Source organism: Francisella uliginis (assembly GCF_001895265.1).
GTDB classification, from domain to species: Bacteria; Pseudomonadota; Gammaproteobacteria; order Francisellales; family Francisellaceae; genus Francisella; species Francisella uliginis.
The window spans coordinates 2,132,605-2,151,241 of the sequence record NZ_CP016796.1; the positions used below are offsets into that span (position 1 = coordinate 2,132,605).

The window sequence follows — 18,637 nt, forward strand, 5'->3', positions numbered from 1 at the left end:
TATTTTAAAAGACAAATAAAATAGGTTCTGTACAAAACAAACATATAGATTAGATTGAAAATAGCTAAACCGTAGTTATTTAAAAGTTGAAAGACGATAAGTACCAAGGGTTTAGCAAATGCATTATCATATAAAAGAAATATTTTAGTCAGGCATTTTAGAGCTAGTTATAAGAACACTAGCAGTCCCTGAAAATACAAATGTAAATGAAGATATATTTGAGAATGGATATTATCCCATATGGATCAAAGAGGCTCAATACTTGCCTATAAGATTGCCAAAAGCAAAACAATAACTGTTGCTATTAACTCTATGGTTTTTATAAGACCAGTTGCTCTTGGAGATGTTGTTAGAGCTTATGCCAAATTAATTAACATTGGCACTACCTCTCTAAAGTTAAATCTAAGAACTTATGTTATTAGGAAAAATAGTTACATGAGAGAGCTAGTAACACAAGCAGAATTTATCTACGTTAAAATTGATGAGAATAATATACCTGAATTAAAAACTATGAATTTTAGACTAATCATCGAAGTTAATAAATTTATAAAGTATTAGAAACGAAAAAGCCCCGCTTTTTAGGGCGAGGCTTTTTTTATTGCTTATCACGATAAGTCTTTTATTTGTAATAAGATGGCGACTACCTACTTTCACCTGGGCAAATGCCAGACTATCATCGGCGTGTTGTAGTTTCACTTCTGAGTTCGGAATGGGATCAGGTGGTTCCTACAAGCTATCATCGCCAAAACTGTGTTTTGGGTTATATATCTTTTTATAAAGATATTTAACAATTCAGCATAGAAATAGACTTAAGTCTCTCGGATCATTAGTACTGGTAAGCTTCATACATTGCTGTACTTCCACACCCAGCCTATCAACGTCGTAGTCTCCAACGTTCCTTACTAGCATAGCTAGAGAGATCTAATCTTGAAGGAGGCTTCACGCTTAGATGCTTTCAGCGTTTATCCCGTCCGAACGTAGCTACCCGGCAATGCTTCTGGCGAAACAACCGGAACACCAGTGGTTCGTTCACTCCGGTCCTCTCGTACTAGGAGCAACTCTTCTCAAATCTCTAACGCCCACGGCAGATAGGGACCGAACTGTCTCACGACGTTCTGAACCCAGCTCGCGTACCACTTTAAATGGCGAACAGCCATACCCTTGGGACCTGCTTCAGCCCCAGGATGTGATGAGCCGACATCGAGGTGCCAAACTCCTCCGTCGATATGAACTCTTGGGAGGAATCAGCCTGTTATCCCCGGAGTACCTTTTATCCGTTGAGCGATGGCCCTTCCATACGGGACCACCGGATCACTAAGACCTACTTTCGTACCTGCTCGAGCCGTCACTCTCGCAGTCAAGCGCACTTTTGCCTTTATACTCTAGGTATGATTTCCGACCATACCGAGTGCACCTTCGTACTCCTCCGTTACTCTTTGGGAGGAGACCGCCCCAGTCAAACTACCCACCATACACTGTCCTCGAATCTCTCCTGAGTTAGAACTCTAAATATTCAAGGGTGGTATTTCAAGGACGACTCCACAATCACTAGCGTGACTGCTTCAAAGTCTCCCACCTATCCTACACATAAATATTCAAAGTCCAGTGCAAAGCTGTAGTAAAGGTTCACGGGGTCTTTCCGTCTAACCGCGGGTACACTGCATCTTCACAGCGATTTCAATTTCACTGAGTCTCTGGTGGAGACAGTGTGGCCGTCGTTACGCCATTCGTGCAGGTCGGAACTTACCCGACAAGGAATTTCGCTACCTTAGGACCGTTATAGTTACGGCCGCCGTTTACTGGGGCTTCGATCCAGAGCTTCGCTTGCGCTAACCCCTTCAATTAACCTTCCAGCACCGGGCAGGCGTCACACCCTATACTTCATCTTACGATTTAGCAGAGTGCTGTGTTTTTGATAAACAGTCGCAGCCACCTGGTATCTGCAACCCCCAACAGCTCAAAGAGCAAGTCTTATCACCATCAAGGGCACACCTTCTTCCAAAGTTACGGTGTCATTTTGCCTAGTTCCTTCACCAGAGTTATCTCATAGCCTTAGTATTCTCTACTTACCCACCAGTGTCGGTTTAGAGTACGGTCGCTTATACAATATACTTAGAAGCTTTTCCTGGAAGCTTGGTATCAATAGCTTCGTCAAACAAGTTTGACTTCGTCTCGTATCTCAGATCAACAAGATGCCGGATTTGCCTAACATCTCTACCTACATACTTTCACCTGGACAACCATCCGCCAGGCCTACCTAACCTTCTCCGTCCCTCCTTCGTTCATATAAGCGGCACAGGAATATTAACCTGTTTCCCATCGACTTCACTCTTCAGCTACGCCTTAGGGGCCGGCTTACCCTACGTTGATTAACATTGCGTAGGAAACCTTGGGTTTTCGGCCAATAAGAATCTCACTTATTTTACGTTACTCATGTCAGCATTCGCACTTCTGATACCTCCAGCAAACTTCTCAATTCACCTTCATCGGCTTACAGAACGCTCCCCTACCAATATATACTATATATTCCGCAACTTCGGTGCATAGCTTAGCCCCGTTAAATCTTACGTGCAGGCCGACTCGACCAGTGAGCTATTACGCTTTCTTTAAAGGGTGGCTGCTTCTAAGCCAACCTCCTGGCTGTCTGGGCCTTCCCACTTCGTTTCCCACTTAGCTATGACTTGGGGACCTTAGTTGGCGGTCTGGGCTGTTTCCCTTTCCACTACGGACCTTAGCACCCGCAGTGTGTCTCCCGTGATTGAACTTCATCGTATTCTGAGTTTGCATCGAGTCAGTAAGGTCGTAAAACCCCCATCGTCGAAACAGTGCTTTACCCCAATGAGTTATACACGAGGCACTACCTAAATAGTTTTCGGGGAGAACCAGCTATCTCCGTGCTTGATTAGCCTTTCACTCCGATCCACAGCTCATCCCATAATTTTGCAACATTATTGGGTTCGGTCCTCCAGTTAGTATTACCTAACCTTCAACCTGGCCATGGATAGATCGCGCCGGTTTCGGGTCTACTCCTAGCGACTAGTCGCCCTATTAAAACTCGCTTTCGCTACGGATCCCTTATTCAGTTATCCTCGCCACTAAAAGTAACTCGCTGACCCATTATACAAAAGGTACGCAGTCACATTACTAAATAATGCTCCTACTGCTTGTATGCAAGCGGTTTCAGATTCTATTTCACTCCCTTTATAAGGGTTCTTTTCACCTTTCCCTCACGGTACTAGTTCACTATCGGTCATTCAGGAGTATTTAGCCTTGGAGGATGGTCCCCCCATATTCAGACAAGGTTCCACGTGCCCCGTCCTACTTGTTCGTATGCTTAGTTCCACTGTGATTATTTCGTATACGGGACTATCACCCTCTATCGTCAAGCTTCCCAACTTGTTCTACTATAATTACAGCTAAATCATACCAGGCTCTTCCCACTTCGCTCGCCGCTACTATGGGAATCTCAATTGATTTTCTCTTCCTAAGGGTACTTAGATGTTTCAGTTCCCCTCGTTCGCTCTACACTCTATGTCGAGTGAGTACCTAACTTGTGTTAGGTGGGTTCCCCCATTCGGAAATCTCCGGATCAAAGATTATTTACCATCTCCCCGAAGCTTATCGCAGATTATCACGTCCTTCATCGCCTCTGAATGCCAAGGCATCCACCGCTTGCACTTATTTTCTTAAGTCTATTTCTATACTAAATTGTTAAATATCTCTATCATCATGCAAATAAAATAGTGGTGGAGCCAAGCGGGATCGAACCGCTGACCCCCTGCGTGCAAAGCAGGTGCTCTCCCAGCTGAGCTATGGCCCCAACTAAACCTAATATACTGGTGGGTCTGAGTAGACTCGAACTACCGACCTCACCCTTATCAGGGGTGCGCTCTAACCAACTGAGCTACAGACCCGTATCTTATTTACACTAAAATATATTATCTACAAACACTAAGCTAAATCATTTAAACATGTAATTAGAGCTTATTCTTTTTTTCGTATTTCCGTTAAGGAGGTGATCCAGCCGCAGGTTCCCCTACGGCTACCTTGTTACGACTTCACCCCAGTCATGAATCACTCCGTGGTAAACGCCCATTCGTTAAGCTATCTACTTCTGGAGCAACCCACTCCCATGGTGTGACGGGCGGTGTGTACAAGACCCGGGAACGTATTCACCGCAGTATTCTGACCTGCGATTACTAGCGATTCCGACTTCATGCAGTCGAGTTGCAGACTGCAATCCGGACTAAGAGTACCTTTCTGAGTTTCGCTCCAGCTCGCACCTTCGCAGCCCTCTGTAATACCCATTGTAGCACGTGTGTAGCCCTGGTCGTAAGGGCCATGATGACTTGACGTCGTCCCCACCTTCCTCCGCCTTGTCAGCGGCAGTCTCAATAGAGTACCCAACTTAATGATGGTAACTATCAATAGGGGTTGCGCTCGTTGCGGGACTTAACCCAACATTTCACAACACGAGCTGACGACAGCCGTGCAGCACCTGTCACTGCGTTCCCGAAGGCACCAATCTATCTCTAGAAAGTTCGCAGGATGTCAAGACCAGGTAAGGTTCTTCGCGTTGCATCGAATTAAACCACATGCTCCACCGCTTGTGCGGGTCCCCGTCAATTCCTTTGAGTTTTAGCCTTGCGGCCGTAGTCCCCAGGCGGAGTACTTAACGCGTTAGCTACGCCACTAGAGCCTTTACACCGACTCCAACAGCTAGTACTCATCGTTTACAGCGTGGACTACCAGGGTATCTAATCCTGTTTGATCCCCACGCTTTCGTCCCTCAGTGTCAGTATTAGTCCAGAATGTTGCCTTCGCCATTGGTGTTCCTTCTGATCTCTACGCATTTCACCGCTACACCAGAAATTCCCCATTCCTCTACTATACTCTAGTTTGCCAGTATCAAATGCAGTTCCAAGGTTGAGCCCTGGGCTTTCACATCTGACTTAACAAACCACCTACAGACCCTTTACGCCCAGTAATTCCGATTAACGCTCGGACCCCCCGTATTACCGCGGCTGCTGGCACGGAGTTAGCCGGTCCTTATTCTTTGGGTAACGTCCTTCTCATGAGCTATTAACTCATAAGCTTTCCTCCCCAACTAAAGTGCTTTACAACCCTAGAGCCTTCTTCACACACATGGCATTGCTGGATCAGGCTTTCGCCCATTGTCCAATATTCCCCACTGCTGCCTCCCGTAGGAGTTTGGGCCGTGTCTCAGTCCCAATGTGGCTGATCATCCTCTCAAATCAGCTATAGATCGTAGCCTTGGTAGGCCCTTACCCCACCAACAAGCTAATCTAACGCAGGCTCATCCATCTGCGGCAGCACAAAGGCCACCTTTAATCCGCAGATATTATGCGGTATTAACAGTCGTTTCCAACTGGTATCCCCCACAGATGGGCAGATTCCTACGCGTTACTCACCCGTCCGCCACTCGACGCCTACTAGCAAGCTAGTATCGTTTCCGTTCGACTTGCATGTGTTAAGCATGCCACCAGCGTTCAATCTGAGCCAGGATCAAACTCTTCAGTTTAATTCTCAAATTCTGACTCTAACTACTGATACTCAAATTCTTTAACAAAGTGTTTGTATATAATATATCTATTAAATATCTTAAAAGCCTTAGCTTCCTACCGTTGACATCACTCGTCAGCCGGTGAAGACATATAATACGCATCACTCCTCATAATTGCAAGTACTTTCTTAAAAAAAATCAAAGTTTTTCGGTTTTTTTATTTCTAGCTTAAATTTAGCTTATGACAAACTATATATATGTACCCTTTCAACGCATATCTCATGAGAATAACAAGATGCTTTTTTAAAAAAACGGCTAGCAATAATAATATAAGATTAATTTGAGTGTTTTTAAACAAAACTATCTGTTGCTTTAACTAATGCTTCAATAATACCTGGCTCACTAATAGAATGACCTGCATCAGCAATAATTTCTAATTTAGCTGTTGGCCAAGCCTTATGTAAGTCCCAAGCACTTGTCGCTGGACAAACCATATCATAGCGCCCTTGCACAATAACTCCAGGTATATTTTCTATTTTATGTGCATTCTTAAGTAACTGTGCCTCTTCTAAGAAAAGTCCATTCTTAAAGAAGTGACACTCGATTCTTGCAAAGGCTAAACTAAACTTATCCCCTGAGTATCTATCTATTGATTTTTTATCTACATAAAGTTTACTAGTTGATGCTTCCCAAGCACTCCATGCTTTTGCAGCTTTTTTCTTGAGATCATCATCGCTCCCAGTCAATATACTATGATATGCAGATATAAAATCATCTCTAGACTCTACAGGGATAGGATCTATATATTTTTCCCACATATCAGGGAATATTTCACTTGCACCATGTTGATATAACCATGATATTTCTTTATGCCTTCCTAAAAATATACCCCTAAGAACAAGCTCTGTAACAACCTCTGGGTAGGTTTGCGCATATGCTAAACCCAATGTACTCCCCCAAGAACCTCCAAAAACCATCCACTTGTTAATAGACCTCTTGCGAAATACTACTTCAGAGGCATTTTATTTCTAAGTAGGTATTTTCTTTTTAGAATCCGTTTTGTAAATTAACTATTCCAGCCACTAAATTAAACCTAAGATTAGCTTTTTTACCAAAACTTCTATAGGTTTCACCCAGTATACGAAACTTTTTAATTTCTGCAATTTTATGCTCAACATAAATCCTAATCTTACTAAGCCATTTATTATAATTCTTCTGCTCTATACTTAAAGAACCTCCTTTGGGCTTTTTATAGGGGAGTTTTACTTTAGTAGATTCATTTTGAATACCTTGGTAGCCATTGTCACAATATTTATCAACATCACGAGCTAATTTATCTGATTTTCTGCGAACAGTTATATCATGAACACTGCCTGGATAAACCTTCGAAACATTAACTATTTGACCTGCTTCACTGATAGCTATTTCTACTTTCTGTGTATGGCTTTTTTTCTTCCCTGAATAGTTAGCCTTTCTTCGTTTTAATTTCTTAGGTCTCTGGATTGGCTGTTCTGTTGCATCTATTAAAAGTCTTTCTACTTTTTGATTAGTCATGCTTCTATCTTTTTTTATATGTATTTCTTTAACTAGTAGTAACTCTACTCGTCTAATTAGGCGATTTACATTTGATTCATCTAATCCTATCAAGTAGCCTAAAAATTCTTGTGTCATATAGCAACGATAATATATTAAAACTAACAATAATCTATCTGCATGATTATCAACTTTTGGCTTTCTGCCAATCCTTGGAAATCCTTCATCTAAGGATTTTGAGGCATCGGTTAAGATTTTATTGAAATGTTTTAGTTTTAAACCTGTTAGTTTTCTAAATATTCTGGCTTTCTTTGACAATATTGCGTAGCTTATTTGCATTTTTATGGATCTCTTAAGCAATCTTTCTATATATATGGTGAATAATTAGTATTTCGCAAGAGGTCTAATATTTAATTTTTTCCGAATCTTCTCAAAATCCTCTATCAGGTACCAAGTTGTATTTTCATGTAGGTCTGCAAATGGTGTACTTTTACCACAACCTCTCTGATCTACTAGAATAATACGATACTTCTGTGGATTAAAATACTGCCTATAACTAGGTTGTATTCCTCCACCAGGTCCTCCATGAATAAACACAACAGGCTTACCTTCAGGGTTCCCACACTCCTCAAAAAATATTGTATGAGTATCAGAGACTTTTAAATACTCTTCATTATACGGTTCAATTTCTGGATATAACGGCATAAACAACCTTCTTATTCTACTTACCTAAGTAGTTAAATTATTCATCAAAAAAACTAGTTAGACAACCAAGTTTGTAGTAGTTGCTAAGATATTTGCTTGATTTTTTTCTAGTTGAACCATAAACTCATTAGTCGTAATCTTTTTAACTTCACAAACCTTATTTATAACCTTAAAGAGTAGTGATGGCATACCATCATTTACCTCCTCTCCTAACAACCAAGAGTAAGCTGAAGGATTATCAGTTTCTATCAAAATCCTATCAAGAGGAAGAGCCGATGCTATTTCTTGAATATGTTTACTAAATAAAACTTCAACACCTATGGAAAAGAAACCTCCTAGAGACAAATAGTTATCTAGAATATCCAAACTTCCAGAGTACCAATGAACCATAAACCTACTGCAATTATATTTTTCTAAAAGATTTACTACTTCTGTTTCTGCTCCACTTGTATGTAAGTTTAAAAGCTTACTTTTTGTCTCAGAGTGAGAAACAATGTATTCAAACACTTTTAGCTGATCGTCATAAGGAGATGCATATTCTAAAAACCTTTTGTCTAAACCTATCTCACCTATAAACCTACTTTCGGATAAGTACTTATCTAAAATAGGTAGTTTATTAGAGTATTCCTCTGCTTTCCAAGGATGAACCCCAAATGAAGGAATAATAAACTTATACTTTTCACTTAAACTTTTTATTTTTTCGTATGATGGAATACACATCGCAACAGATAGAAGTTTTATGTTATATGCTTCACATTCAATTGCGACTTTCTTAATATCAGCTGATGAGTATTTATCTGTATGGACATGAGCATCTAATAACATATTATAATATTGCCTTTTGCCAATGTTTATACCCATATATTGCCACTATTAAATATACAAAAGTAGTAACCGCAGCAAAAAACAAACTCTTATAGATATATAAAAATACGTAAGTAGAATCTACAAAAATCCAAATTATCCAGTTATCAATTATTTTTCTACTTGCTAAAAACACACATATCAATGATGCAGTACTAGTAAATCCATCCATATATGGAGTTGTTGAGTTTGTGTATACTATAAGTAACTGTGAAGCAAATATCCCAAATAACGCGATAAAGAATAAAACCTTTAACCATCCTGTAATGTTTAGCCTATGTACTATAGCTTTACCACTACCTGTATTATTCTGCCAAGCATACCAACCATAGCCAAAGCTAAATAATAAAACTACTTGTAATATTGCATCAGCATACAATCCACTAATTGAGAATAAACTAGCACTCATAATAAAACCTAATATACCAATAGGCCAACCGACCACATAAAGTCCTGCTAGTAAAAAAGTACACAACAAATTAACAATCATTGTGCAAAAATCAAATATATGAAGCATTTATTTAAGGATAATAGATAAATATATGGACAGTATAATAACTGTGAATTATTTTTTTTGAAACTTTTTATGCAATATGTTATAGAAGTAAAACCTTGTGAAGTATTATAAGTAATTGACTAATTTTAAAACGCTGTATATTATGATTTATGGATTAATTATAAAAATTTATAAAGGATAGAGTTATGACAATAAAAAAGACATTCACAGCGTTATTATTAGCAACATCTGCACTTTCACTTAGTGGCTGTTGGCTTATCGTTGGTGCTGCAGCCGGAGCTGGTACAATTGCTTATGTTCAAGGTAAATATTCTATGAATATGGACGGTAGCTTAAAAGATGTTTATAACGCTGCTTTAGAAGCTGTACAAAACAACAATGATTATGTTATTACTAAAAAAGACATTACTCCAACAGATGCAACAATAGAAGGTAATACAAAAGTAGACACTACAGACTTCTCTATTGAAATAGAAAAGCTTACAAGCAATGCATCAAAAGTTACTATCAAGTTTGGTACTTTTGGAGATCGTGCAGCATCAGCAACATTAATGGATCAAATCCAGAAGAATGTAAAATAAGATAGGATAAAAAATGAAACTCCTCAAAAAACTTCTTTTGATGTCACTTATCTCTTGCTCTGTGATAGCATTAAATAGTTGTGTACACACTGCGGTACCTGTTGGTGATGGAACAGTCGCATATACTGATGGAAACTACTCTATGAATATGCAAGGGAACTACAAAGAAGTTTATGAAGCGGCATTAAAAGCGGTGAAAAAAAATAATGACTTTGTATTAATTTCTAAAACTATCGATAGTAAACATTATAAAGCTGAAGTTGAAGGTGCTACAAAAATAGATAGTACTAGCTTCTCTGTAGAGATAACGAAAGTTACTAATGATGTGTCGAAGGCCACTATCAAGTTTGGTACTTTTGGAGATCAGCAAATGTCATCTACCCTAATGGATCAAATTCAGAAGAATGTAAAATAAGATAGGATAAAAAATGAAACTCCTTAGAAAACTCTTTTTCATATCACTAGTATCTTGCTCTTTAATAACATTAAACAGCTGTATACTTGCTGCTGTGGCTGTTGGTGGTGGAACAGTCGCATATATTGATGGAAATTACTCTATGAACATCCAAGGAGACTATAAGGATGTTTACAAAGCGGCTTTAAAAGCAGTAAAAGAAAATAATGACTTTGTATTAGTTTCTAAAACTATTGATAATACAAATAATAATGCTGATATTGAAGGTGCTACAAAAATAGATAGTACTAGCTTCTCTATAGAAATAGAGAAACTTACAAATAATGCCTCAAAGGTTACTATTAAATTTGGTACTTTTGGGAATCAACAAATGTCATCTACTCTAATGGATCAAATCCAAGCTAACGTACACCAAAAAGCTTAATACTTATATAATGTACAAAAAATTTCGCCTAATAATATTATCTATACTGACTGTTTGTTGCCTAAATAGTTGTGTATTAGCGGTTGTCTTAATTGGTACAGCAGTTGTTGCTGGTGGAACAGTGTATTATATAAACGGCAACTATATTATAGAAATTCCTCGTGATTTAAGGACTGTATATAATGCTACGATAAAAGCAATACAAAGTAACAGTAAATACTCCCTTAAGGAAAATTCATACTCAAAAATATCTGCTGAAATAAAGAGACCTCTTGCGAAATACTAATTATTCACCATATATATAGAAAGATTGCTTAAGAGATCCATAAAAATGCAAATAAGCTACGCAATATTGTCAAAGAAAGCCAGAATATTTAGAAAACTAACAGGTTTAAAACTAAAACATTTCAATAAAATCTTAACCGATGCCTCAAAATCCTTAGATGAAGGATTTCCAAGGATTGGCAGAAAGCCAAAAGTTGATAATCATGCAGATAGATTATTGTTAGTTTTAATATATTATCGTTGCTATATGACACAAGAATTTTTAGGCTACTTGATAGGATTAGATGAATCAAATGTAAATCGCCTAATTAGACGAGTAGAGTTACTACTAGTTAAAGAAATACATATAAAAAAAGATAGAAGCATGACTAATCAAAAAGTAGAAAGACTTTTAATAGATGCAACAGAACAGCCAATCCAGAGACCTAAGAAATTAAAACGAAGAAAGGCTAACTATTCAGGGAAGAAAAAAAGCCATACACAGAAAGTAGAAATAGCTATCAGTGAAGCAGGTCAAATAGTTAATGTTTCGAAGGTTTATCCAGGCAGTGTTCATGATATAACTGTTCGCAGAAAATCAGATAAATTAGCTCGTGATGTTGATAAATATTGTGACAATGGCTACCAAGGTATTCAAAATGAATCTACTAAAGTAAAACTCCCCTATAAAAAGCCCAAAGGAGGTTCTTTAAGTATAGAGCAGAAGAATTATAATAAATGGCTTAGTAAGATTAGGATTTATGTTGAGCATAAAATTGCAGAAATTAAAAAGTTTCGTATACTGGGTGAAACCTATAGAAGTTTTGGTAAAAAAGCTAATCTTAGGTTTAATTTAGTGGCTGGAATAGTTAATTTACAAAACGGATTCTAAAAAGAAAATACCTACTTAGAAATAAAATGCCTCTGAAGTAGTATTTCGCAAGAGGTCTAAGGCTTTTGACTCTAAAACAGGTAGTGATATCTCTATAGATTTAACGAGTATAAAAAACCGTACAACTGAAATAAAAATTCGCTATGGAGTTTTAGGAGATGAGAAAAAATCTGCTGATTTAGCAAATGAAATAACGAAAAATATCAACTAATCAACTATTGTTTTATTTTTTCCTAAACTTTTCCTTTTTAATTAGATTTAAAAATGTATAATTTGTGGCAATAGTTATGTCAAGTTTAATTTTCCCATGAGCAATAAGGTATTAGATAGATATTACACAAATAACAGACATATTTGGGTGCTAGTTTTATCTGGTGCTCTTATAGGTATTATGATTGGCTTGATAGCGACTTCCTTTCAGCTACTTTTAGATTTAATATCATCATATAAAAAAGTGCTTTTTTCACTTTGTGGTGGTAATACTATACTACAAGTCTTAATATCGATATCAATCACTACAGCGATGGTAATAATATCTGTACTTATTGTCAAAAGATTTGCTAAAGAAGCTGGTGGAAGTGGTATTCAGGAAGTTGAAGGGACTCTAAAAGGTTGTAGAAAATTACGCAAACGCGTAGTTCCTGTAAAATTTGTCAGTGGACTTTTTTCATTGGGTTCTGGTCTAAGCTTAGGTAAAGAAGGACCTTCAATTCACATGGCAGCAGCCATCGCACAATTCTTTGTTGATAAATTTAAGTTAACTAAAAAATATGCTAATGCTGTTATATCAGCTGGTGCTGGCGCTGGTCTAGCAGCAGCCTTTAATACACCTCTATCCGGAATAGTCTTTGTAATAGAGGAAATGAATAGAAAATTTAGATTCAGTGTATCTGCGATTAAATGTGTCATTGTAGCATGTATCATGAGTACTGTTGTCTCTAGAGCTATAATGGGTAATCCACCAGCTATAAGAGTTGAAACATTTAGTTCAGTACCGCAAAACACTCTTTGGCTTTTTGTTGTTTTAGGTATTGTCTTTGGATACTTTGGATTATTATTTAATAAATCTCTGATTAAAGTTGCTAACTTCTTCTCGAATGGCTCAAAGAAAAGATATTGGACTCTTGTTGTAATTGTCTGTGTAATATTTGGTACAGGAGTGGTTCTTGCTCCTAATGCTGTCGGTGGTGGATATGTGGTTATAGCAAATGCTCTTGATTATAACCTTTCTATTAAAATGTTACTTCTTGTGTTTGCATTGCGTTTCGCTGGTGTAATTTTCTCTTATGGTACTGGTGTTACAGGTGGCATATTTGCTCCGATGATTGCACTAGGCACTATTTTTGGGCTTGCTTATGGGCTTGCTGTAAATCAACTTTTCCCTCAATATAATGTTGAGGCTGGTGTTTTTGCTGTTGCTGGAATGAGCGCATTATTTACTGCTACAGTTGGAGCTCCGTTAACAGGTATCACTCTTGTAATTGAAATGACTTGGAACTACCAATTATTACTACCTCTTATGATAACTTGTCTTAGTGCATCAATGCTGACATATATTCATCATCAAAAACCAATATATGATACTCTACTAAGACGAACTATCTCAAATGAAAGAAAGCAAGAGGAGAAGTTAAAGAATGAGCGAAATCAAAAACAAACTCCAGATACTTCAGAGCAAGCTATCTCAAAAGAAGAATTATAATCACGCAATCTCTTTAATGCACTGGGACCTGGAAACAGAGGCTCCCAAAAACTCAATAAAAACCACATCAGAAGTTCTTGGTTTTCTTAGTGAAAAGGTCTACGAGACTGTCAATAATAATGAGCTTGATAACTGTTTAGATTTTTTAAATAAAGATTATGCCGAACTTGATGAGATTAATAAGAGAATTGTATATCTAACTACTAAAGAGAAAGATAAGCTTAACAAAATACCAAAACATGAGTATGTAGAATACAACAAACTCTTATCTCAAGCACAAAGCATTTGGGCAGAGGCTCGCGAAAACAATAATTTTGAAATGTTTGCACCATTTCTAGAAAAAATAATAAGCTATCAGAAAAAATATATAAAACGGATAGGATATTCTGAGCATCCTTATGATGTACTACTAGATGAATATGAAGAAGGAATGACTGTTGCTAAGTTAGAACCTTTTTTTAATAGCCTAAAAGAAAATATAGTGCCATTATTAGAGAAAATCAAATCAACTAAGCAGGTCGATACTACATATATTGATCAAAACTATAATATTGAAAAGCAAAAAAAATATTCTCATAAAATTGCAAAACAACTAGGGTTTAATTTTGAAAGTGGCGTTTTAAAAGAAAGTGCTCACCCATTTACACTAAATTTCAATAAATATGACGTTAGGATGACTACTCGTTACATAGAAAACCTTTTCACATCATCATTGTTTAGTACGATTCATGAAACAGGGCATGCAATGTACGAGCAGAATATTGGTGATGATATTTATAATACAATTCTTGGCACAGGTGTGAGCCTAGGAGTGCACGAGTCACAATCACGCTTTTATGAAAACCTGGTTGGTAAAAATAAATCCTTCTGGAAGGCTAACTATACAGACCTTCAACAGGCATTTCCAGAGAACCTCAAAAAAGTCGATATTGATGATTTTTATAAAGCGATAAATAAAGTTAGTCCAAGTCTAATCCGTGTAGAAGCTGATGAACTAACTTATTCACTACACATACTTGTGCGTTTTGAAATAGAAAAAGAAATTTTTGAAAAAGATATACCTGTTAAAGAACTGCCAAAACTTTGGAACGATAAATATCAAAAATACCTAGGAATTAGTTCTGATAATTATACTAATGGTATATTACAAGATGTTCACTGGGCTGCTGGATTATTTGGTTATTTCCCAACATATGCTCTAGGTAGTGCCTATGCTTCTCAGATATTCCATTATATGGATAAGAAGTTTGATGTTAATCAAGCAATAGAGGAAAACAATCTAAATTTAGTTCTTAAATTTTTAAATGAGAATATCCATAAGTTTGGTAGTCTAAAACCTGCCAATAAAGTGATACATAATATGTGTGGCGAATACTTAAATGCAAAATACTATATTGAGTACCTAAAGAACAAATTTTCTGATATTTATAAACTTAAATAATTTTAATCTTAGCACATCATCTACCCTAGCCTTTGAGCAAAATATTAGCGATAATATAAGCAATAAAATTAATTAGCTATATATTTATAATGTCAAAACTAAATGCTTATTTTGGTGAATTTGGAGGTCAGTTTGTGCCTCAGCTACTTGTTCCAGCTCTTGAGCAACTTGAGCAAGAATTCATAAAGGCACAAAATGATGAAGCTTTTAAAAAGGAATTTAAAGAACTTCTACAAGAGTATGCAGGTCGCCCAACAGCTCTAACACTAACAAAAAACCTAGTTAAAAGTACTAAAACTAAACTATATCTTAAAAGAGAAGACTTACTTCATGGTGGCGCTCATAAGACTAATCAAGTTTTAGGTCAAGCTCTTCTTGCTAAGAGAATGGGTAAGAAAGAAATCATTGCTGAAACTGGTGCTGGTCAACATGGGGTAGCTACAGCATTAGCATGTGCTCTATTAGATCTAAAATGTAAGGTTTACATGGGTGCAAAAGATGTTGAGCGTCAAAATCCAAATGTCTTTAGGATGAGACTTATGGGTGCTGAGGTAATACCTGTTCATAGTGGCTCAGCAACACTAAAAGATGCTTGTAATGAAGCTCTAAGAGACTGGTCTGAAAGTTATAGTAGAGCACACTACTTACTTGGTACTGCCGCAGGCCCTCACCCTTTCCCTACTATTGTTAGAGAGTTCCAAAGAATCATTGGTGAAGAGACTAAACAGCAAATTTTAGCAAAAGAAGGTAAGCTTCCTGATGCAATAATAGCTTGTGTAGGTGGTGGCTCAAACGCTATAGGTATATTTGCTGACTTTATTGATGAAGAGAATGTTAAACTTATTGGAGTAGAACCAGCAGGCAAAGGGATAGATACAAATCAGCATGGAGCACCTCTCAAGCATGGTAAGACAGGTATTTTCTTTGGAATGAAAGCTCCTCTAATGCAGGACACTAATGGCCAAATAGAAGAGTCTTATTCAGTATCTGCAGGACTAGATTTTCCTTCTGTTGGACCTCAACATGCATATTTACAATCAATTGGACGAGCTGAATATGTCTCAGCTACAGATGATGAGGCACTAGATGCATTTAAACTTCTATGTCGTAAAGAAGGTATTATCCCAGCATTAGAATCTTCCCACGCTCTTGCATATGCTCTAAAGCTTGCTTTTGAAAATCCTAATAAAGAACAGACACTTATTGTAAACCTCTCTGGACGTGGTGATAAGGATATCTTCACAGTTCATGATATTTTGAAACAAAAAGGGGAGGTGCAATAATGAGTCGTTATAATAATTTATTTGAGAAATTAAAATCTAAGAATGAAGGCGCTTTTATCCCGTTTGTAACAATCGGTGATCCCAATAAAGATTTATCCTTTGAAATCATAGATACCTTAGTTCAATCTGGTGCCGATGCTCTAGAGTTAGGAATACCATTTTCTGACCCTTTAGCAGATGGACCAACTATACAAGAAGCAAATATCAGAGCATTAGACAGTGGCATTACTCCTGATGATTGTTTTGAGATTTTGACTAAAATCAGGAATAAATACCAAGATATTCCTATAGGTCTACTTTTATATGCAAACCTTGTCTATGCAAACGGTATAGAAAATTTTTATAAAAAATGTCTAAATGCTGGTGTTGACTCTATACTTATAGCTGATGTACCAGCTCATGAATCTAAAGAGTTTCGTGATATTGCTGAAAAAATTGGTATCTCGCAAATATTTATTGCTCCTCCTGATGCTGATAAAAACTTATTAAAACAGGTATCTCAACTTGGTAGTGGCTATACTTATCTTCTTTCAAGGGTTGGTGTAACCGGAGCAGAGACTGTTGCAAATATGCCTGTTGAAGATGTGCTTAAGAAACTCAAGGAATATAATGCTCCAGAACCAATACTTGGCTTTGGAATCTCAACCCCAGAACAAGTAGCTAAAGCAATAAAGGCTGGTGCTTCTGGAGCAATATCAGGATCTGCAACAGTCAAAATAATTCAAAATAATTTATCTGATAAAGATGAAATGCTTAAACAACTTAGTTGTTTTGTTAAAGAAATGAAATCAAAAACAACAAAGTAGCAAAACAGATTTTGTTTTAGTCATAATCTAAACTAGCTACTGGCTCAAACAAGTTATAAAAAATAAAAAGTATCTTTATTTATTTTTCTTCTGTAATTGATTACCTAAGTTATGCTCATCTTCAAGGTTAATCATACCTTCATCCTCACCAACCAAAGGCTGTTGAGTTAATCTAAGACCTTTTTCATGTCTCTTAATCTTGAGTATTTTTAGAGAAATCTGACTTTAAAATCCTTATTTTGTGTTTCATATCGGCATTTTGTACCGATATGAATACACCTATCCTAGTTAAGCCATTAAATTGACAGCTTTTAATGCGTTAAAACATATAGCTTTTAACAAAGCTTGTGCATTTACTTTTACTGTAGAGAAGTAACTAGCTCTAGTAAAGTTAAACTTTCTTTTCATCGTGCCAAAGCATTGTTCAACCTTATATCTAACTTTAGATATAAGAATGTTTCGTAATTTTTGTCTCTTAGTTAGTGGTTTATTTCTAACTGCTTTTTTAAGTACACGATTATTAATTTTGTTAGCTTTTAGTAATTCTCTATTAGCAGCAGTATCATATGCCTTATCTGCTAATAACTGTTTACAGTTAATATCTTCTAACATTGTTTCTAATCTATGAGCCTCATAGACTTCTGCTGACTCTGTATGTATTGTTTGTATGAAACCATACTTATCATCTACACTAGCAAAAACTTTATAGCCATAATGACTCTTATTACCTTTCTTAATCCATCTTGCATCTACATCTTTACCATATGAAATATCAGGAATAGAGGTTTTGTCTTCTTTTCTATCTTCTACTGGATTATCCATATGCTTATTAGGTCTGCCTGCAGATTCAACTAAGGTAGCATCTATAATTGCACCTTTGGCATTATTTATCGATAAGCCTAATGCTTCTAGCTGTTTGTTAAATTCTTTAAGTAGCCTTTTATATTTTTTCTTTTCTATTAATAAGTTTCTGAACTTATTAATAGTACTATAATCAGGTAAGTTAGACGTTGGCGTAAAACCTGTGAAATACATGAAATCAATTCTTAGCCTTAAACTAGATGCTAATTCTCTATCGCTTAGACTATACCACTGCCCTAGTAACAAAAGTTTAAACATCATTATACTATCATAGGCGGGTCTACCTTGCCTTGTCATATCTTGAGTATAGATACCTTTAAGTGTTTTCCTAAACTTTTCAAAGGTAACTAACTTGTTTAGCTTTACAAACTTATTATCACTACCTAATGATTCTTCTAATCCTAAAAAGAAAAAATCCATAACTGTTAAAATATAAATATCTACTGCTATAGCTATATTTTACAAAATTCATAAATTTATTGGCAGATTAAATCAACAGTCTTAACCATTTGATTAGTAATATCAAAATCAGTTTCTATTTTATCGATAAGGTGAGAACCTGTAGCTTCAAAGTGATCTTTTTTAAATTTTTTCCAATCGTTATCTGTCTGGAATATATACTTACAGGCTTCTTCTATAAAATGAGATTTATCTTCAATCTTTGCCCACTTTAGATATTCTTGTAACTCAGCAACCACACTTTCATCAATATCTAAATGTAGAGCCTCTTTATTTTCTTTCTCTTTTTCTCTATCTTTTATGAGTGACATATTGACTCCTTTTATGTTGGTATTGTAGTTATATTTTACCAAAATGGTATAAATT

15 protein-coding genes, 2 tRNA genes, 3 rRNA genes and 3 pseudogenes are annotated in these 18,637 nt (G+C 36.5%); 11 read left to right on the forward strand and 12 right to left on the reverse strand.

What is annotated here, in order from left to right:
- The first annotated feature begins 240 nt into the window (after nt 1-240).
- On the forward strand, nt 241-558 hold the full coding sequence (locus tag F7310_RS09875; protein ID WP_084645234.1) for an acyl-CoA thioesterase: 318 nt from the start codon (nt 241-243) through the stop codon (nt 556-558).
- A gap of 73 nt (nt 559-631) precedes the next feature.
- Here the strand turns inward: F7310_RS09875 and rrf are convergent.
- From rrf to pnuC, 10 genes and pseudogenes are all read right to left on the reverse strand, one after another.
- A 5S ribosomal RNA gene (gene rrf / locus F7310_RS09880) occupies nt 632-747 on the reverse strand.
- Between the two features lie 58 nt (nt 748-805).
- Nucleotides 806-3,692 (reverse strand): 23S ribosomal RNA (locus F7310_RS09885).
- A 52-nt stretch (nt 3,693-3,744) separates the two neighbouring features.
- Nucleotides 3,745-3,820, reverse strand: a tRNA-Ala gene (locus tag F7310_RS09890).
- Nucleotides 3,821-3,837: 17 nt separating this feature from the next.
- Nucleotides 3,838-3,914: transfer RNA gene (locus tag F7310_RS09895), tRNA-Ile, on the reverse strand.
- 94 nt (nt 3,915-4,008) lie between these two features.
- Nucleotides 4,009-5,542: ribosomal RNA gene (locus F7310_RS09900) — 16S ribosomal RNA — on the reverse strand.
- The 16S, 23S and 5S rRNA genes sit together here with 2 tRNA genes alongside, the layout of an rRNA operon.
- Nucleotides 5,543-5,874: 332 nt before the next feature.
- A pseudogene (gene pip, locus F7310_RS09905) lies at nt 5,875-6,525 on the reverse strand (prolyl aminopeptidase); the annotation flags it as partial.
- A gap of 46 nt (nt 6,526-6,571) precedes the next feature.
- Nucleotides 6,572-7,396 (reverse strand): transposase family protein, encoded by an 825-nt coding sequence (locus tag F7310_RS09910; RefSeq protein WP_072711046.1) that lies wholly within the window; start codon nt 7,394-7,396, stop codon nt 6,572-6,574.
- Between the two features lie 66 nt (nt 7,397-7,462).
- Nucleotides 7,463-7,762: pseudogene (locus F7310_RS09915) on the reverse strand (alpha/beta fold hydrolase); the annotation flags it as partial.
- Nucleotides 7,763-7,819: 57 nt separating this feature from the next.
- On the reverse strand, nt 7,820-8,587 hold the full coding sequence (locus F7310_RS09920) for a TatD family hydrolase (protein WP_072713586.1): 768 nt from the start codon (nt 8,585-8,587) through the stop codon (nt 7,820-7,822).
- Nucleotide 8,588: 1 nt separating this feature from the next.
- On the reverse strand, nt 8,589-9,143 hold the full coding sequence (pnuC, locus tag F7310_RS09925) for a nicotinamide riboside transporter PnuC (protein ID WP_072713414.1): 555 nt from the start codon (nt 9,141-9,143) through the stop codon (nt 8,589-8,591).
- A 185-nt stretch (nt 9,144-9,328) separates the two neighbouring features.
- Here pnuC and F7310_RS09930 point away from each other — a divergent pair, with 185 nt between their 5' ends.
- The 10 genes and pseudogenes from F7310_RS09930 to trpA all read left to right on the forward strand — a co-directional run bounded on the left by F7310_RS09930 (nt 9,329) and on the right by trpA (nt 16,951).
- Entirely contained in the window at nt 9,329-9,724 is a 396-nt protein-coding gene (locus tag F7310_RS09930; protein WP_072713415.1) for a DUF3568 family protein, read from the forward strand.
- A 13-nt stretch (nt 9,725-9,737) separates the two neighbouring features.
- Complete coding sequence (locus F7310_RS09935) at nt 9,738-10,139, forward strand: DUF3568 family protein (RefSeq protein ID WP_072713416.1); 402 nt, start codon at nt 9,738-9,740, stop codon at nt 10,137-10,139.
- 13 nt (nt 10,140-10,152) lie between these two features.
- The gene (locus tag F7310_RS09940; protein ID WP_072713417.1) at nt 10,153-10,563 is read left to right on the forward strand and encodes a DUF3568 domain-containing protein; all 411 of its coding nucleotides are present in this window, start codon (nt 10,153-10,155) and stop codon (nt 10,561-10,563) included.
- Nucleotides 10,564-10,573: 10 nt separating this feature from the next.
- Nucleotides 10,574-10,849, forward strand: coding sequence for a DUF3568 family protein (locus F7310_RS09945; protein ID WP_072713418.1), 276 nt, complete (start codon nt 10,574-10,576; stop codon nt 10,847-10,849).
- Nucleotides 10,850-10,894: 45 nt separating this feature from the next.
- A complete protein-coding gene (locus F7310_RS09950; protein WP_072711046.1) occupies nt 10,895-11,719 on the forward strand; it encodes a transposase family protein in 825 nt (274 codons plus the stop codon).
- Nucleotides 11,720-11,798: 79 nt separating this feature from the next.
- Nucleotides 11,799-11,930 (forward strand): annotated as a pseudogene (locus F7310_RS09955) (DUF3568 family protein); the annotation flags it as partial.
- Between the two features lie 96 nt (nt 11,931-12,026).
- Nucleotides 12,027-13,421: a H(+)/Cl(-) exchange transporter ClcA gene (gene clcA / locus F7310_RS09960; RefSeq protein WP_072713419.1), complete on the forward strand. Its 1,395-nt coding sequence runs from the start codon at nt 12,027-12,029 to the stop codon at nt 13,419-13,421.
- Nucleotides 13,357-14,862, forward strand: coding sequence for a carboxypeptidase M32 (locus F7310_RS09965; protein ID WP_072713420.1), 1,506 nt, complete (start codon nt 13,357-13,359; stop codon nt 14,860-14,862). Before clcA ends, F7310_RS09965 begins: the two co-directional genes overlap by 65 nt.
- A gap of 89 nt (nt 14,863-14,951) precedes the next feature.
- On the forward strand, nt 14,952-16,145 hold the full coding sequence (trpB, locus tag F7310_RS09970) for a tryptophan synthase subunit beta (protein ID WP_072713421.1): 1,194 nt from the start codon (nt 14,952-14,954) through the stop codon (nt 16,143-16,145).
- Entirely contained in the window at nt 16,145-16,951 is an 807-nt protein-coding gene (trpA, locus tag F7310_RS09975) for a tryptophan synthase subunit alpha (RefSeq protein ID WP_072713422.1), read from the forward strand. The genes trpB and trpA overlap by 1 nt, the downstream gene beginning before the upstream one ends.
- A gap of 288 nt (nt 16,952-17,239) precedes the next feature.
- Here trpA and F7310_RS09980 read toward each other — a convergent pair whose 3' ends face one another.
- A complete protein-coding gene (locus tag F7310_RS09980; protein WP_072712481.1) occupies nt 17,240-18,232 on the reverse strand; it encodes an IS5 family transposase in 993 nt (330 codons plus the stop codon).
- A 56-nt stretch (nt 18,233-18,288) separates the two neighbouring features.
- On the reverse strand, nt 18,289-18,582 hold the full coding sequence (locus F7310_RS09985) for a hypothetical protein (RefSeq protein ID WP_072713423.1): 294 nt from the start codon (nt 18,580-18,582) through the stop codon (nt 18,289-18,291).
- Between the last annotated feature and the right edge of the window lie 55 nt (nt 18,583-18,637).

What these genes read in the sequence shown, in the direction of transcription:
- F7310_RS09950 (WP_072711046.1), top strand. Translation starts at nt 10,895, where the DNA reads ATGCAAATAAGCTACGCAATATTGTCAAAGAAAGCCAGAATATTTAGA.
- F7310_RS09875 (WP_084645234.1), top strand. Translation starts at nt 241, where the DNA reads ATGGATCAAAGAGGCTCAATACTTGCCTATAAGATTGCCAAAAGCAAA.
- F7310_RS09920 (WP_072713586.1), bottom strand. Translation starts at nt 8,587, where the DNA reads ATGTTATTAGATGCTCATGTCCATACAGATAAATACTCATCAGCTGAT.
- F7310_RS09965 (WP_072713420.1), top strand. Translation starts at nt 13,357, where the DNA reads ATGAGCGAAATCAAAAACAAACTCCAGATACTTCAGAGCAAGCTATCT.
- F7310_RS09940 (WP_072713417.1), top strand. Translation starts at nt 10,153, where the DNA reads ATGAAACTCCTTAGAAAACTCTTTTTCATATCACTAGTATCTTGCTCT.
- clcA (WP_072713419.1), top strand. Translation starts at nt 12,027, where the DNA reads ATGAGCAATAAGGTATTAGATAGATATTACACAAATAACAGACATATT.
- F7310_RS09930 (WP_072713415.1), top strand. Translation starts at nt 9,329, where the DNA reads ATGACAATAAAAAAGACATTCACAGCGTTATTATTAGCAACATCTGCA.
- F7310_RS09985 (WP_072713423.1), bottom strand. Translation starts at nt 18,582, where the DNA reads ATGTCACTCATAAAAGATAGAGAAAAAGAGAAAGAAAATAAAGAGGCT.
- trpA (WP_072713422.1), top strand. Translation starts at nt 16,145, where the DNA reads ATGAGTCGTTATAATAATTTATTTGAGAAATTAAAATCTAAGAATGAA.
- F7310_RS09980 (WP_072712481.1), bottom strand. Translation starts at nt 18,232, where the DNA reads ATGGATTTTTTCTTTTTAGGATTAGAAGAATCATTAGGTAGTGATAAT.
- F7310_RS09910 (WP_072711046.1), bottom strand. Translation starts at nt 7,396, where the DNA reads ATGCAAATAAGCTACGCAATATTGTCAAAGAAAGCCAGAATATTTAGA.
- pnuC (WP_072713414.1), bottom strand. Translation starts at nt 9,143, where the DNA reads ATGCTTCATATATTTGATTTTTGCACAATGATTGTTAATTTGTTGTGT.
- F7310_RS09935 (WP_072713416.1), top strand. Translation starts at nt 9,738, where the DNA reads ATGAAACTCCTCAAAAAACTTCTTTTGATGTCACTTATCTCTTGCTCT.
- F7310_RS09945 (WP_072713418.1), top strand. Translation starts at nt 10,574, where the DNA reads ATGTACAAAAAATTTCGCCTAATAATATTATCTATACTGACTGTTTGT.
- trpB (WP_072713421.1), top strand. Translation starts at nt 14,952, where the DNA reads ATGTCAAAACTAAATGCTTATTTTGGTGAATTTGGAGGTCAGTTTGTG.